Raw genomic sequence first — 13,552 nt, 5'->3', positions numbered from 1 at the left:
TAACATCAGCTAACGGCCAGCCCATTCTTCTCAAACACCCCGCCGTGGCACAAGCGTTGGGGGGGGGCGATCAGGCGTTGAACGGGTTGAACCGGACGATTGAGGAGGGGATAGCGCGCCCCTCATAAGTCGCTACTACCACGCCTTGGGTGGGAGCCGTCGGGTATGGAAAATACGCAAAACCTGCAACCGGCTTTGGCGAACGCGATAAGGAATCAAATAGGGGCGATCAGGAACAACCCACTCTCGAGTGCCCGGAAGGCGACCTTCGCGACCTGATGAGGGAAATCGAGTGAGGTGATCAACGTTGGCGAGAATAGTCTGGACAAATTCTGAAGCAGCCTTCGGATTATCGAGAGCGATGTAGGCAGCTTCATCATCGAGATTTTTTAACGCAGTTTTTAGCCACTCAACTCGCATTGGCATTCCATTTTTCCGCGATGGCCCTGACTTCCTCATCAGAAGCGAAATCACCAGCGTCGGCTTCTTTCAGTGCTTTCTGAATTTCTTCGATTTGCCAGGCTTCGCGTGCGAGGTATTCACGCAATGCATCCACCGCCAAGTAAGACTTGGTGCGACCGGTTGCTTTGGCGAGGTTGGCGAGCGTGTCGGCAATTTCGTCTGGGATACGCAGGGACATGACGGACATGGAGAACTCGGTGTAGTGATGTGTAATACGAGAAACTACAGAGTAATACAGGGAGAAGCCAGTTCCGTTCGTCTTCAGGGTAGGAAGAAATACGTTTTGATTTGCTGATGATTCGGTTGAAAGGGTCGATACAGCAGGGGATAGTGCGCGACTGAAAAAGTCATCAAGGAGCGGGAAGTGACAGTGAAGTCTGGCTGGATCGGGTGTGCGGCATTGTGTGGGTGGTTGCTGGCGGGGCAGGCATTTGCCGATTGCACGCCGGCGCCAAAGGCGCATGAGGTGGATTTTTCCCTCTGCAAGGATTGGCCGGCGTATCCCGGGCTGACGCTCACCGCTGCTGCCAATTTCTCGCCCGATCCGGTGTATGGCGAGTCAGGGACTGTAGGGCTTTACGATCTGCGTTTGGCCTTGGTGGCGAGTGCAGACTCCAAGCCGTTAGCGAGCTTTTATCAGCCCTCGGCATTCTCTGTAGATGCAATCGCGCTGGACGAACTGAAATTCGATACCGCCCGCTATAAGCTCACGCCGCAATTGCAGGCTTTTGGCGTTCGGGTTCGATTCAAAGGCTCTTCCCGTCTGAATCCTCTGGATGAAACCTGGTTGTCGCTCTATGTGAAAGACGGCAACGTATTGCGTCCTGTCATGGATCGGCTGGTGGTTTATGAATATGGCGGGGAGTGGGATGGCAATTGTGCGGGAGAGCGCTACGAGACTACGCGAACCGTAGCTTTGGCCAAGACCAGCAGCCATGGCTTTGCCGATCTGATGATCAAAACGATCCGTAGCTCGACCGTTGGCGAGGGCGAAGGCGAGGCGTGTGTATCCAATACCGTCACGCAAAAACCGGTCTTGACGACACTTCGCTATGACGGCAAAAACTACGTAGTGCCTGAAGATTTCAAAGGCCTCTAAGACCGATGTCTTTTACTCAAGGAAGAACAATGATTTCGCGTAACACACTGCTGGGCGCTTTCATCGCAATGGGCCTTTTGACGATGGCCGCTCAAGCCCAGGCCGCTTGCGAAGTGAAGAGGTTCGACGGCCATTCCCTTTCGCGCTGCAAAGCGTGGCCGGCGTACAACGACCAGTCGATTGCGGCGAAATCTTCATTTCTCTCCGATTCGGGCGACGATGAAATGGGGGTGTTCGATCTGGAACTGGCGCTCGTCAGTTCGACAAGCGGCAAGAGCCTCGCTACCTATGCAAAGCCGGGTGCCTACAATTCCGATGCCATTAGTTTCGACGATCTGACGATCGATACGGCCCGTTACCGATTGGCTGCTGATGTCCGTGCATTCGGTTTGCGTTCAAAATTCGCCAGTCACGGCTCCAGAGCCAATCCTTACGCAAAAACTGATTTGGCGTTGTATGTGCGCGAAGGCAACAAATTGCGCCCTGTGCTGGAAGGCTTGGTGATTCGCAAGGAGTTCGGCGAAGGGACGGATGAGTGTGGAACCGAGGACACGCAAATCCGCAGAACTATCGATCTCGGCCCTACGAGCAACCATGGTTTCGCCGATCTGATCGTCAGCTCAAGTGGTTCAGTTTACAAATCCTTCCTGTCGGGCAAAGAGTGCATCTCGAAAACGATCGAGATGAAGAAAACTCGCGTCACTCTGACCTACGACGGCCAACAATACATCGTCCCCGAAGACCTCAGAGGCTACTGACCCGATGCTCACCGGCCTCAATCACCTGACCCTCGCGGTCAGCGATCTGAACCGCAGCCTGGCGTTCTATCGCGATGTGCTGCAGTTGCGCGTCGAAGCCGCGTGGGACGCCGGTGCCTACCTGTCGCTGCCGGGACTGTGGTTGTGTCTGTCGCTTGATCCGCTGCGCAAAGCCGAAGCGTGCAGCGATTACACGCATTACACTTTCAGCCTTAATGCAGCCGATTTCTCCACGTTCGTAGCAAAGCTAAAAGCGGCGAACGTGCGGGAATGGCGAGATAACCGCAGCGAAGGCGCGTCGTTCTACTTCCTTGATCCCGATGGCCACAAGCTCGAAGCCCATGTCGGCGATCTCGCTTCACGATTGGCAGCCTGTCGGCAAAAACCGTACGCCGGCATGCGTTTTTACGACGAGCAGTGAACACCTGCAATCGGCTGATATAGACTGGCGGCCACGTATTTTGGCGCTTGCAGGTTTTCCATGACTCCATCGTTGCTAATGGCCGTGCTGGCCTCGGGTTTCATTTACGGGATTACGCCCGGGCCGGGTGTGCTGGCGGTGTTCGGCATCGGCGCAGCCTATGGGCGGCGGGCTGGGGCGGGGTTTCTTTGCGGGCATCTGCTCGGCGATGTGGTCTGGTGCAGCACGGCTCTGATCGCGATTGTCGGCGCCCGGGAAATCGGCAGCACTGCGTTTGATGTGCTCGGTGTGCTCAGCGGCTTGTACCTGTTCTGGCTCGGCTGGCGCGCGGTGCGGGCCCAGCGTCGCAATGGTGACGAACCCCAGGGCGCGGCGCGCAATCCGTTCTGGCACGGCATTCTGTTCGGTTTGACCAATCCCAAAGCTTATCCGGTGGCGGTCGCCACGTTCACCGCGCTGCTGTCGAGCCGTGCCGAACTGCTCAACTGGTCAATGCTGCCGGCGCTGATTGCCCTGAGTTTCCTCGGTGGCTTGCTGGCCTACGCTATTCTCATCGGCGTGGTCGGCGCGCAGCGGGTACGCACGCTGTATCAGCGTCATGAGTTGCTTATCACCCGCTTGTGCGGCGTGATGTTCATCGGTTTTGCCATCAACGCGCTGGTGCATGCACTGCCGGGGCTGATGCCGAACAAGGCTTGAAAGTGAGTGCAGGGATGCGCAATCACAAGGTCAGGGATGGTTGATCAGTGCTGCATTGCCCGGACACCCACGCTGAACCATGGAAAGCCGAAATTCCGCGCCGTTGGCGAGTTTTATCGATCTGTTGCTGGACGCCGTTTGCGCAGTCGACAAGCAGGGTCGCTTCGTTTTTGTCAGTGCCGCTTGTGAGCGGGTTTTCGGTTATTCGCCTGAAGAGTTGATTGGCCGGCAAATGATCGAGCTGGTGCACCCGGCGGATCGTCAGCGCACTCTGGCTGCCGCCAACGAAATCATGGGCGGCGAACCCAAACTCAACTTTGAAAACCGTTACCTGCGCAAGGATGGCAGCGTCGTGCATATCCTCTGGTCGGCGCGCTGGTCGGAAGTCGATCAACTGCGCATCGCCGTGGCGCGCGACATCACCGAGCGCAAACAGGCCGAATCGCGCCAGGCGGCGTTGTACGCGATATCCGAAGCGGCCCATGCGGCGGAAGATCTGCTGGCGTTGTTCAAGCGCATCCACCTGATCATCGGCGAATGGCTGCCAGCGATGAATTTTTCCGTGGCGCTGTACGACGAACACTGCGCACAACTGAATTTCCCGTATCACGTCGACGATCACGAATTGCAGCCCGAGCGACCGGGCACCGTCACCGGGCGCCTGTGTGCGGAAGTTATCCGTAGCGGCCAGCCGATTCTTCTGACGCCGGACAGTGCGGATTCACCAGCCGATTTCGCCGAACTGGTGGCCGGGCAGAACGCGCCGTGCTGGCTCGGCGTGCCGTTGAATTCGAAAAACGGCACTATCGGCGCCTTGATCGTCAAAAGCCTCCCCGGCGGCGAGCGCTACACCGAGCAGGACAAGGAACTGCTGCAATACGTCTGTGCCCAGGTCGCCACGGCCATCGAGCGTCAGCAATTGCACGCGCGCCTGCGGCGCATGGCGCAATACGATCAACTGACGCAACTGCCCAATCGTGAATTGCTGCGTGATCGCTTGAAAGCCGCGTTGGCCGGCGCTCGCGAGCAATCCGGGCATATGGCGTTGTTGTATGTCGATCTGGATCGCTTCAAACAGGTCAACGACACCTTCGGTCATGCCGTCGGCGACATGCTTCTGCAAACCGTGGCCAACCGCCTCAAGGGCTGCGTGCGGGAAACCGACACCGTGGCTCGAATTGGCGGTGATGAATTTGTCGTGCTGCTGCACAGCGTTCAGGCCTCGGAAGACGCTGACAGCGTGGCGGAAAAAATCCGACAGGTGCTGGTGCAACCGATGCGCCTCGATGGTCACAACCTGCACATCGAACCGAGCATTGGCGTCGCTCGCTATCCAGAGCACGGCCGTGAGGAACAGCAACTGTTTCGCCATGCCGATCAGGCAATGTACGCCGCCAAACGTTTGAGTCAGCTTTCGCTCAGTCGTTAATCCGATGGAGCCGTTCGTCGCGGCAACTGCAACTTTTCTAAACCTTTGTCGGCGAGAAAATTCTCAATGTTAGGCGGGCACCTGCTCGCCACGATCATTACCAAGAGGTAGAGAATCATGCCTAACTCAAGAAACTCGAACTCGGGAAACTTCGCCAACGATCGAACCAAGGCCTCTGAAGCAGGTCGCAAAGGTGGGAAAACCACCACAACGACTGTCGACAAAGAGCCAAAACCCGATATGGGCCGCAAGCCCGCTCAGAAATCGAAATAGTCGGTGAAGGTAGTTTTGATTGAGAGGCGGGGGCGTAAGCTCCCGCTTGAATTTCGCAAGTAAGGAGGGCGCGACCATGAGCCGGATGGCCACCCGTATACGCAACATGAGTTTTGCATCGCTGTTGGGCCTGTGTGCCAGCAGTGCTTTTGCCCAGTCGCCCGCCGATTTCATCAACGATGCCTCCGCCAAAGGCATGGCCGACATCGAGGCCAGTCGTCTGGCCCACAGCAAGGCCGAATCGAAAGAGGTCAAGGACTACACCATCGTCGTCATCAATGACCGCACCACGGCCAACCAGCACCTGGCGAAAATCGCCAAGAAGCTCGACCTGCCGGTAGCGCCGCGTGAAGAACTGGCCGACAAGGCCAAGGAGTTGATGCCGCCAGTGACCGACGGCGCCTCCTTCGATCAGGCCTATGCCGCCAGTCAGGTCAAAGCCACTGAAGAGGCCATCGAGCAGATTCAGCAGGAAGCGCAGACCACCGACGTGCCGGAGATCAAAGCCTTCGCCGACGAGACACTGCCGAAGCTGCAGAGTCATCTGGAAAGGGCTCGCCAGTTACAGGCCAGTCGCTAATCAAGATCAAAGGATCGCAGCCTTCGGCAGCTCCTACACCTGTTTCTGCAGGAGCTGCCGAAGGCTGCGATCTTTTGATTTCAATCCTCAACACTCATTCAAATCCTGCTTGGTCTTGCTCTTCTCGCCCAACCCCTCAAGATTAAAAACCTCACCCTCGCCCAACGAACGGTAGTGCCTGCGCAACGCCTCCAACTGCTTCAGATCCAGCGCCTCCAGCCCAAGCATCGCGTTCTGCGCCTCTTTGGTCACCAAGAGCAATTCATCGATTTTCAAATGAAGAATGTCGGTGTCGCGGTTCTGCGTGTTCTGGATCAGGAACACCATCAGGAACGTGATGATGGTGGTCGACGTGTTGATGATCAGTTGCCAGGTGTCGTTGTAATGAAAAATCGGCCCGCTCAAGCCCCACAGACCGATCAGGATCAATGCGCCCATGAAGGTCTTGGGACTACCGGCCACCATCGCGAGCTTCTGGGAGATTTTTGCGAATTTCATAGCGGTGTTCCTTATTGGGAAGAGTCTTGAAATTCAGACATCTGTGGCTGGTGGAAAATTCTAATTACAAATCCCCCCACGTCACCGGACGTTGGTAGGGCAGGCAGGCGCGCTAGATCGCGGTATCGTGACGAGCCGCCAAAATGTCCCGACAGGAGAACGCAATGAGTTGGTCCGCCAAACAATACGTCGCTTTCGAAGATGAACGCACCCGCCCGGCCCGCGATCTGCTGGCGGCGATTCCCACGCCTGAAGCGCGAACAGTGGTCGATATCGGTTGCGGTCCCGGCAACTCGACTGAGTTGCTGGTGCAGCGTTTTCCGGGGGCGAAGGTCAGCGGGCTGGACAGCTCGGCAGACATGATCGACGCGGCTCGCAAGCGCTTGCCGGATTTGCGCTTCGCTGTCGCCGAGATTGATAAGTGGGCCGATGCAGGGCCGTTTGATGTGATCTTCGCCAACGCCGTGTTGCAGTGGGTGCCGGATCACGCGACGTTGTTGCCGACTTTGGCCAGCAAGCTGTCGGCGGGTGGCAGTCTGGCGATCCAGATGCCGGACAACCTCAATGAACCCTCCCACCGTTTGATGCGTGAAGTCGCCGCGAATGGTCCGTGGGCGAGCAAGCTTTCCGGCGCTGCGGGGCAACGTACCGACATGGCCAGCGCCAGTGATTATTTTTCGATGCTGCGACCACACTGTGCGCGGGTCGATGTGTGGCGTACGACCTATCACCATCAACTGTCAGGCGGGGCGGCGGGGGTGGTGGAGTGGTTCAAGGGCAGCGGGTTGATTCCGTTTTTGAGTCCGCTGACCGAGGCGGAAAAGGCGCAGTACCTGGAGCAGTATCTGGCGGAGGTTGAGAAGGCTTATCCGGCGCTGGCGGATGGTTCGGTGCTGTTGCCATTTCCACGGTTATTTATCGTCGCGACGCGCTGAAATAAATTGGGCCTGTTTTTCGGCTGGAGATTTTTGGTGCGCTTTCGGACGGACCCCTCACCCCAGCCCTCTCCCGAGGGAGAGGGAGCCGATGCGTGTCGCTTCCAAAACCTGAGTTCGCCTCGATTTTGCACGTCGGCGTAGATCGTACTGGCACCGCGGTCAGTCCCCTCTCCCTTTGGGAGAGGGTTAGGGTGAGGGTTCAGCGCTGCACCGCCACCAACATCATCATCGGCCGCTCCCGCTCTTCTGCCAGCGCCGGTTGCGCCGCCACTTCCGCTTCGCTCGGCCCCCATTCATTGACATGTCGAATCGAGAACCCCGCATCGATCAGCGAATTGAGCAATGTCCCGACCGTACGATGCTGCTTGATCACACCCTCGGCCAGCCAATTGGTCACCCGCTCACCCTCCAACTGGTAGCTGTCCAGCGGCCAACGCTTATTCCCTTCAGCGTCAATCAACCAACCCGGATTACGCGGCGCCATGAAGATCGGATGCTCAATGGAAAACACAAAGTGCGAACCCGGTTTCAGCGCCGCGTACAGGTGCGCAAACAGCCCCGGCAAATCCTTGATGTAATGCAGCGCCAGTGAACTGTAAGCCAGATCAAAACTGCAGGCGGGCAAGTCGAGCTGTTCCAGATCGGCACGCTCATAACGAATATTCGCCGCCGTCGTGGTCTCCCGAGCCCGCTCCAGCATCTTCTCCGAGACATCCAGCCCCAAGACACTGGCCGCGCCATTCTCAATGGCCCAGCGACTGAACCAGCCATAACCGCAGCCCAGATCCACCACGTTCAAGCCGTGCATGGATGGCAACAGCGCCTTGAGCGCCGGCCACTCCGGCGCCGCGTCGAGGCCGCCGATGGAGCGGTTCATCTGGCTGTAGCCCTGGAAAAACTCGGGATCGTCGTAAATGTTTTGCGTCATGGTGAAGGGCTCTTTTGAGTTCGATCGTCAGCGGCAAAGTGGCCGCGATTGGAATCCCTCGAAAGTGATGGCGCGTATTCGTCGATGGCCGCGCAGGGGGAGGGTGGTGGCTGATAGGGAAATGCTAGTCGGTCGAGAGGAAGGTGAAAATGGATGGAGTGTTGTGGATCTGTAATGTCAGAAAATGCTGCAAGGTTTTTGTCTGATTAAACGCATTCGGTGGCCAGTGTTTATAAATGTTCGGTGTTACGTCCTGAAGCCTACAAATCCTTGCGCCGTTGCCTACCGCTACGCCAGAATCCGCCGGCTTGTGCGCTTGGTAGGCGGTCGGTAACTTGGTTCGCGTCACTGATTTCCAGTGATCGGGTTTAGCAGCCACGCGTTTCCACCAAATCGTACGAGCGTCATTTAGCCAGGATCTCCTGTGCTTAATGGTGGCTGTGCGCATGGCACCCTCGGGTGCGCCGGGATTTTGGTGGATTCGCCCGGTCTGCTAACTTGCGTACAGCCGCCACCCTTTCGTGTAGCAGCGGAATGGTCGTAGCCCTATTTTGGAATACACCAAATGTTCAAAGTAACGCCAAATCCGCCGGAAACCGATCCGGCATCCCCCTACGAATCACCCAACTCAAAGAAATTCCACGAAGCCGCCGAACGCGCCCTCGACCACTACCTCAGCCCCACGGCCAGAATCATGGGTTCCACCCACGAACCCGAACCGATGTACCTCGCCAACCCGAAATACGACACCGAATCCCTGTTGGCCAACGCCAGCGAAACACTCGGCTCTGCCACCACCATGCTCAACAACTTCGCCGCGTTGCTCGACACCTCACACCGCAAGACTGCACTCGGCATCGCGCAGGTGGTCATGTTGGGTGAATTGGCGGTGAATCAGGCACTGGATAAGGTTGTGCCGGCTGAGTAATCAAAAAATCGTCGATTTGTAGCAGACACAAAAAAACCGGCTCTAAGGGCCGGTTTTTTATAGTTGCGCCTACGAACATTCACGATTCAAGGCGCCAACATCCGCAAGGCCGCCGAAGTCAAAAACGCCGAACGATTCTTCTCCTCCGGATGATGGTGAACGTGAAGATCAATCCGCTCCAGCAGGTAGCCCGGTAGCGTAATACTCAGTTCCTGCGGACTCCCGAGGCACCGACCGACATCCGCATCCACCAACGCCCAAACGCAGCCTGCGTATTTCTGATTGGAGAAGTGAGTTCCAAGTTTCCCAGCGACCGGAATGGCTGCACCACTTTCCGCCAGAATTTCGATGTGGGCCTCTATGGCCGCTTTTGCCATCTCAATGGCATCCTCTTGATCCTCACCGGCAGAAAAACACCCCGGCAGATCCGGCACCTCAACCCCCCAGGCACATTCACCGTCACTGGCAGACATTGCGATTGGATAGAGCATCTAGATCATCCCCTTGAGCACGCAGCGCTTTTTGTTAGAGAGATCAAAGCGTAAAGGGGGATGGCGTTTCTGCAATCAACGCTGTGTTTCTGAATCATTCTGCAACGGGGCAAACGTTAAAAACTGGAATAGACATTGCGGTACGGTAAAACGAGAAAGAAAAAGCCCGGCACTTTGCCGGGCTTTTTTTAAAATTCTGCCTCGTCCTAAATAAGGTTTACACCTTCTGGCTTCTTATCAGGAGGGTGCAATGGAGACGGGCGAAAAGCGGAGTCAGCGCGATTACACACTGACTTTTAAATTGTCGGTTGTCGATCAGGTCGAAAAAGGCGAGTTGAGTTATAAAGAGGCTCAACGGCGCTATGGGATTCAAGGCCGGTCGACGGTTCTGGTTTGGTTACGCAAGCATGGTCGGCAGGATTGGAGCCAAGGCGCCTCCATTCGCTCTCAGAGGACTCGACCGATGGACGAGCCAACTTTGCCGCTGACGCCTGAGCAGAGAATCAAAGAGCTTGAAGAACAATTGGCGCTGGCCAATCAGAAAGCCAAATTTTTTGAAGACGTGGTCGATGTTCTGAAGAATGACTATGGCGTATCCGTTGTAAAAAAGCGGCCAGGCAAGTCGTTGCGCAAACCCAAACCCTGAGTGTCAGCAGGGCTTGCCAGTTTATGGGAATAAGTCGCCAAGCCTATTACAAGCGAGATCGGGCTTACCGATCCAGGCTTGAGCAAGACCAGAAGCTCATCAAGTTTGTGCATGAGATCCGCTTACGTCAGCCCTGCATCGGTACTCGTAAGTTACATTCGATGATGCATGCCAAACGCGAGAGACAAGAACTGCATGTTGGAAGGGATCGTCTATTCGATGTTTTGCGCGATCATCGACAACTGGTACGTAGAAAACGGGCCTATCACAAGACGACTGACAGCCATCATCGTTTTCGCTGCCATCCCAACCTCCTGAAACCTGGCCCGCATCAAGTGATTGCGACCGGCCCAGAACAAGTCTGGGTAGCAGATATCACCTACATCCCCACACGAGAAGGATCTGTTTACTTGAGTTTGGTGACAGATGCTTACTCGAGAAAAATTGTCGGCTTTCACGTACATGACAGCCTGCACGCCAAATCCGTGGCTCAAGCCTTCCGAAAGGCGCTAAAAGAGCGCCGAACAAAGCAACGACTGGTGCATCACTCGGATCGAGGCGCACAGTACTGCTCTGATCTTTACCAGAAGCTGCACGCCAAACATGACGTCACTTGCTCAATGACCGATGGCTACGATTGCTACCAAAACGCTCTCGCAGAGCGGGTTAACGGCATTCTGAAAACAGAGCTGCTGCTCTACAGGCCAGAAAATCTAGAACAGGCTGAACAGATGGTGCGGGAGGCTATTACGATCTACAACCAAGAGCGGCCGCACCTTTCCTTAAAATACAAAACGCCCGATGCGGTGCATCGGGCGTTAGGGTGAATAGGTGTAAACCTATTTCAGGACTAGACATTCAGTAAAGTAATCACGCCTGCTTTTCACGCGCCGCCGACATCACTTCATTCTGTTTTTTGGTAGCTTCGGTGAGCACTTCACTGTAAACGCGCTTCTTCTCTTCCGATTTCGCATTCCGAATGAAGTCTGCGAATGGACTCGTGGACTCTTTTGTGGATCCGAATTTCATGGGGTTACTCCGTCATTGATCCCAAGCATGGCCATCAGATCGTGTCTCGTATGCTTCTCGGGGATATGGTAGTCGATCTTGTCGACGCCAGCCTTGTAGAGGCGTCCAGAATTATCAATGTGCTTCACGAGCAGATCGACATGAATGTCCTTGCCAAACTCTAGCTTAAGGGTGTTTACCACGTCACGCGCTGCAAAGTATTGGTCGACGAAATGCTCCGGTCGAATCCTTCGTCCTTCGGCTTCCTCACGGGCTCTGACAAAGGACCAGGCAAGTCTAGGATCTTGATAGACGTAGAGAATTTGCACAAATCTCCCTTTGTCTAGGCAGCGCTGCACATTTTTCCTTGCGATCTCCATATTGGAAAGCGTCCCGTCCAGCAGGAAAGACTGTTTTCGCTCCAGGGCAAGGTCAATCAGCTTTCCGACGAGAATTGAAACGGCTCCTTGGAAAAGCCAGGCATTGCCACCTTGATAGGCTTCAAATTCGTTTCTGAGTTCGTCTGGATCGATTCGCAGGATGGGGGTATCGGAGAAGAGGTTCAGCAGGGCTAATGATGCCTCTGTTTTACCAGCGCCCGGCGAACCTGCCATGAATACCGAAACAGGTTCTTTTTCGGGAGGATAGGTGGCCTGATCGGTTAGCCGCTTACCGATAGCTTTCTTGTTTGATCGAGCAAACTTGATTGCACCATCCCAGATGGTCTGCTCCTCTTCCGTCATTCCCTGCCTTTTATCTTCCTGCACTGAGAGCGCAACCTCTTAGAGTGAGCAGTGATTTGCCGTGTGCTCCGGGTTTTCTGTACCGAGCGCCACGTGTAGATCATTCTCTTGAACAGACTGCACTTGTTGTCATTAGAGAAAACGAAGCGTAGAGGGGACTGGCGAATCTGCAATCAACGGAGTGTTTCTGAAAGGTTCCGTACTGCCCAAATGGCAAACCTCAAATCCCAGCCACAAAAAAACCGGCCCTATAGGCCGGTTTTTTCTATCCCTGCATCCCCCGTCAAAAAAACACAACGTGAGACAAAAATTGAGTGGAGCGGGTAGAGGGAATCGAACCCTCGTCGGAAGCTTGGGAAGCTACTGTTCTACCATTAAACTATACCCGCTCAGAGCGGCTGACTTTGTACCAGACTCGGCCACGGATTTGAAGTTTTTCTTTTACTCATGAACGCTTTGAATCATTGAAAACGGTCAATCGCGGGCGAGCACTGCGGTGCGTAAAGCAGAATCTCAACCCCACAGCCTCGCTCGCGACGACACCCTTTCAAATAGCCAATGCATGTTGATCCTGAACAAACGAGTAACGCGTTCGGCTGGTCTGCTGTGCCGGTTTCAGAAAGCCGAGCAAGGCGTTCTGGCTATCGCGGCATGCCGCTTTGTGCTCCATATCGAGAAAGTGCCCGGTGGCTTGCAGCGTGGTGAACGTGCTCTGCGCCACATGATTGCCAAACAGGCGCGCGTCTTCGGCTGCGGTGTATTCGTCCCATTCGCCGTTGAGAAACAGCACCGGCACGTTGATCTTTTTCGCCGCATTCAAGTAGCACTGCCGATCGCTGTGCAGCACGTCGCTGATGTGGAAGTGCATCTGCCCGTATTCGTGCTCGGCCAGGCTGCTGACGTGGCGATAGTTGAAGCGTTTGAACAGTGACGGCAGGTGTTTGCCGATGGTGTTGTTGACCAGATGGCCGACGCGGTCGCCGTCGCGCTGGCCGAGGTAGTCGACGCCGCGTTCGAGGTAATCAAGCATGTGCGCGTTGATCACCGGCGAGAACGAGCTGATCACCGCCCGTTCGATGCGCCGTGGCTGCTGGGCGAGAGCGACCAGGGTCGCGGCGCCGCCCCAGGAGAACGACAGCACGTGTTCGGCGGCGAAGTGGTCGATCAGCTCCAGCAGAATCTGCCCTTCGACGTCTTTCGTCAGATGTTTCTCATGGCGGTTGTGGGCTTTTGACCGACCCGCGTAGGGTTGGTCGTAGCAAACCACGTTGAATTGCGGGTGCAGGTTTTTCACAGTCTGTGCAAACGACGCAGTCGTGGCCATCGAGCCGTTGACCAGGATGATGGTCTTTTCTGCGGCGTCTGCGCGATAGAACTCCGTGTAAACCCGATACTGACCCTGTATATCCAGCACAGCGATTTCTGGCCTCATGTCATAAGACTCCTGGCAAGCAAGCGGGTATGCGCGCAAATAGAGATTGCACGAGCTTTGTGACAGGTAGGCATACGCCTGGAATTTGCTTGGCCCATGTCGATCCATGACTGCGGTCGACGGGTATTGTTATTGGCGGGCAGTCTGCCGGCTGAGGCGGAGCCTTGAAGGCTCTCTACCGGCAAAAAGTTTCTTGGATGCATGTTGTGACTCATCGGT

At 55.7% G+C, this 13,552-nt stretch carries 18 protein-coding genes and 1 tRNA gene; 10 read left to right on the top strand and 9 right to left on the bottom strand.

The window, feature by feature from the left end; translation table 11 throughout:
- Nucleotides 1–135: 135 nt before the first annotated feature.
- Nucleotides 136–420 carry a type II toxin-antitoxin system RelE/ParE family toxin gene (locus KBP52_RS11580; protein WP_137218074.1) on the bottom strand — a complete coding sequence of 95 codons (285 nt, stop codon included), beginning with the start codon at nt 418–420 and terminating at the stop codon, nt 136–138.
- Complete coding sequence (locus KBP52_RS11575) at nt 410–649, bottom strand: ribbon-helix-helix protein, CopG family (protein WP_137218075.1); 240 nt, start codon at nt 647–649, stop codon at nt 410–412. The genes KBP52_RS11580 and KBP52_RS11575 overlap by 11 nt, the downstream gene beginning before the upstream one ends.
- 177 nt (nt 650–826) lie before the next feature.
- On the opposite strand from KBP52_RS11575, the gene KBP52_RS11570 reads away from it, so the two are divergent.
- The 7 genes from KBP52_RS11570 (at nt 827) to KBP52_RS11540 (ending at nt 5,721) form a co-directional block, all read left to right on the top strand.
- A complete protein-coding gene (locus KBP52_RS11570; RefSeq protein WP_212622785.1) occupies nt 827–1,561 on the top strand; it encodes a hypothetical protein in 735 nt (244 codons plus the stop codon).
- Between the two features lie 29 nt (nt 1,562–1,590).
- Nucleotides 1,591–2,319: a hypothetical protein gene (locus KBP52_RS11565; RefSeq protein ID WP_212622784.1), complete on the top strand. Its 729-nt coding sequence runs from the start codon at nt 1,591–1,593 to the stop codon at nt 2,317–2,319.
- Nucleotides 2,320–2,323: 4 nt separating this feature from the next.
- Entirely contained in the window at nt 2,324–2,740 is a 417-nt protein-coding gene (fos, locus tag KBP52_RS11560) for a fosfomycin resistance glutathione transferase (RefSeq protein WP_212622783.1), read from the top strand.
- A gap of 60 nt (nt 2,741–2,800) precedes the next feature.
- Nucleotides 2,801–3,439: a LysE family translocator gene (locus tag KBP52_RS11555; protein WP_212622782.1), complete on the top strand. Its 639-nt coding sequence runs from the start codon at nt 2,801–2,803 to the stop codon at nt 3,437–3,439.
- Between the two features lie 79 nt (nt 3,440–3,518).
- Entirely contained in the window at nt 3,519–4,868 is a 1,350-nt protein-coding gene (locus KBP52_RS11550) for a diguanylate cyclase (RefSeq protein WP_116028847.1), read from the top strand.
- Nucleotides 4,869–4,985: 117 nt separating this feature from the next.
- Nucleotides 4,986–5,141, top strand: coding sequence for a KGG domain-containing protein (locus KBP52_RS11545; RefSeq protein ID WP_007911485.1), 156 nt, complete (start codon nt 4,986–4,988; stop codon nt 5,139–5,141).
- Between the two features lie 76 nt (nt 5,142–5,217).
- Nucleotides 5,218–5,721: a DUF4142 domain-containing protein gene (locus tag KBP52_RS11540; protein ID WP_077571498.1), complete on the top strand. Its 504-nt coding sequence runs from the start codon at nt 5,218–5,220 to the stop codon at nt 5,719–5,721.
- An 87-nt stretch (nt 5,722–5,808) separates the two neighbouring features.
- Here the strand turns inward: KBP52_RS11540 and KBP52_RS11535 are convergent, their stop codons facing one another.
- Nucleotides 5,809–6,219, bottom strand: coding sequence for a low affinity iron permease family protein (locus tag KBP52_RS11535; protein ID WP_034153113.1), 411 nt, complete (start codon nt 6,217–6,219; stop codon nt 5,809–5,811).
- A 164-nt stretch (nt 6,220–6,383) separates the two neighbouring features.
- On the opposite strand from KBP52_RS11535, the gene tam reads away from it, so the two are divergent.
- Nucleotides 6,384–7,154: a trans-aconitate 2-methyltransferase gene (gene tam / locus KBP52_RS11530; RefSeq protein WP_212622781.1), complete on the top strand. Its 771-nt coding sequence runs from the start codon at nt 6,384–6,386 to the stop codon at nt 7,152–7,154.
- A gap of 202 nt (nt 7,155–7,356) precedes the next feature.
- On the opposite strand, the gene KBP52_RS11525 is transcribed toward tam, so the two are convergent.
- A complete protein-coding gene (locus KBP52_RS11525; protein ID WP_212622780.1) occupies nt 7,357–8,085 on the bottom strand; it encodes a class I SAM-dependent methyltransferase in 729 nt (242 codons plus the stop codon).
- Nucleotides 8,086–8,650: 565 nt separating this feature from the next.
- Here KBP52_RS11525 and KBP52_RS11520 point away from each other — a divergent pair.
- A complete protein-coding gene (locus KBP52_RS11520) occupies nt 8,651–9,013 on the top strand; it encodes a DUF6124 family protein (protein WP_212622779.1) in 363 nt (120 codons plus the stop codon).
- 86 nt (nt 9,014–9,099) lie between these two features.
- On the opposite strand, the gene KBP52_RS11515 is transcribed toward KBP52_RS11520, so the two are convergent.
- Nucleotides 9,100–9,504 (bottom strand): type II toxin-antitoxin system HicB family antitoxin, encoded by a 405-nt coding sequence (locus KBP52_RS11515; protein ID WP_077571503.1) that lies wholly within the window; start codon nt 9,502–9,504, stop codon nt 9,100–9,102.
- A gap of 250 nt (nt 9,505–9,754) precedes the next feature.
- On the opposite strand from KBP52_RS11515, the gene KBP52_RS11510 reads away from it, so the two are divergent.
- A protein-coding gene (locus tag KBP52_RS11510) for an IS3 family transposase (protein ID WP_212620801.1) occupies nt 9,755–10,977 on the top strand; the annotation gives its coding sequence in 2 pieces (ribosomal slippage) (nt 9,755–10,106 and nt 10,106–10,977; 1,224 coding nt in all).
- Between the two features lie 43 nt (nt 10,978–11,020).
- Here the strand turns inward: KBP52_RS11510 and KBP52_RS11505 are convergent.
- The 4 genes from KBP52_RS11505 to KBP52_RS11490 all read right to left on the bottom strand — a co-directional run bounded on the left by KBP52_RS11505 (nt 11,021) and on the right by KBP52_RS11490 (nt 13,333).
- Nucleotides 11,021–11,179 (bottom strand): hypothetical protein, encoded by a 159-nt coding sequence (locus KBP52_RS11505; RefSeq protein WP_176091699.1) that lies wholly within the window; start codon nt 11,177–11,179, stop codon nt 11,021–11,023.
- A complete protein-coding gene (locus KBP52_RS11500; RefSeq protein WP_212623125.1) occupies nt 11,176–11,901 on the bottom strand; it encodes a zeta toxin family protein in 726 nt (241 codons plus the stop codon). The genes KBP52_RS11505 and KBP52_RS11500 overlap by 4 nt, the downstream gene beginning before the upstream one ends.
- 315 nt (nt 11,902–12,216) lie before the next feature.
- Nucleotides 12,217–12,290, bottom strand: a tRNA-Gly gene (locus KBP52_RS11495).
- 158 nt (nt 12,291–12,448) lie between these two features.
- Nucleotides 12,449–13,333, bottom strand: coding sequence for an alpha/beta hydrolase (locus tag KBP52_RS11490; protein WP_077571505.1), 885 nt, complete (start codon nt 13,331–13,333; stop codon nt 12,449–12,451).
- Between the last annotated feature and the right edge of the window lie 219 nt (nt 13,334–13,552).

Source organism: Pseudomonas sp. SCA2728.1_7 (assembly GCF_018138145.1).
Taxonomy (GTDB): Bacteria; Pseudomonadota; Gammaproteobacteria; order Pseudomonadales; family Pseudomonadaceae; genus Aquipseudomonas; species Aquipseudomonas koreensis_A.
The sequence above is the reverse complement of the archived record's forward strand: the minus strand, read 5'-3'. Positions and strand labels throughout refer to the sequence as shown.

What these genes read in the sequence shown, in the direction of transcription:
- KBP52_RS11490 (WP_077571505.1), bottom strand. Translation starts at nt 13,333, where the DNA reads ATGAGGCCAGAAATCGCTGTGCTGGATATACAGGGTCAGTATCGGGTT.
- KBP52_RS11550 (WP_116028847.1), top strand. Translation starts at nt 3,519, where the DNA reads ATGGAAAGCCGAAATTCCGCGCCGTTGGCGAGTTTTATCGATCTGTTG.
- KBP52_RS11505 (WP_176091699.1), bottom strand. Translation starts at nt 11,179, where the DNA reads ATGAAATTCGGATCCACAAAAGAGTCCACGAGTCCATTCGCAGACTTC.
- KBP52_RS11520 (WP_212622779.1), top strand. Translation starts at nt 8,651, where the DNA reads ATGTTCAAAGTAACGCCAAATCCGCCGGAAACCGATCCGGCATCCCCC.
- KBP52_RS11565 (WP_212622784.1), top strand. Translation starts at nt 1,591, where the DNA reads ATGATTTCGCGTAACACACTGCTGGGCGCTTTCATCGCAATGGGCCTT.
- tam (WP_212622781.1), top strand. Translation starts at nt 6,384, where the DNA reads ATGAGTTGGTCCGCCAAACAATACGTCGCTTTCGAAGATGAACGCACC.
- KBP52_RS11540 (WP_077571498.1), top strand. Translation starts at nt 5,218, where the DNA reads ATGAGCCGGATGGCCACCCGTATACGCAACATGAGTTTTGCATCGCTG.
- KBP52_RS11515 (WP_077571503.1), bottom strand. Translation starts at nt 9,504, where the DNA reads ATGCTCTATCCAATCGCAATGTCTGCCAGTGACGGTGAATGTGCCTGG.
- KBP52_RS11500 (WP_212623125.1), bottom strand. Translation starts at nt 11,901, where the DNA reads ATGACGGAAGAGGAGCAGACCATCTGGGATGGTGCAATCAAGTTTGCT.
- KBP52_RS11575 (WP_137218075.1), bottom strand. Translation starts at nt 649, where the DNA reads ATGTCCGTCATGTCCCTGCGTATCCCAGACGAAATTGCCGACACGCTC.
- KBP52_RS11525 (WP_212622780.1), bottom strand. Translation starts at nt 8,085, where the DNA reads ATGACGCAAAACATTTACGACGATCCCGAGTTTTTCCAGGGCTACAGC.
- KBP52_RS11535 (WP_034153113.1), bottom strand. Translation starts at nt 6,219, where the DNA reads ATGAAATTCGCAAAAATCTCCCAGAAGCTCGCGATGGTGGCCGGTAGT.
- fos (WP_212622783.1), top strand. Translation starts at nt 2,324, where the DNA reads ATGCTCACCGGCCTCAATCACCTGACCCTCGCGGTCAGCGATCTGAAC.
- KBP52_RS11545 (WP_007911485.1), top strand. Translation starts at nt 4,986, where the DNA reads ATGCCTAACTCAAGAAACTCGAACTCGGGAAACTTCGCCAACGATCGA.
- KBP52_RS11580 (WP_137218074.1), bottom strand. Translation starts at nt 420, where the DNA reads ATGCGAGTTGAGTGGCTAAAAACTGCGTTAAAAAATCTCGATGATGAA.
- KBP52_RS11555 (WP_212622782.1), top strand. Translation starts at nt 2,801, where the DNA reads ATGACTCCATCGTTGCTAATGGCCGTGCTGGCCTCGGGTTTCATTTAC.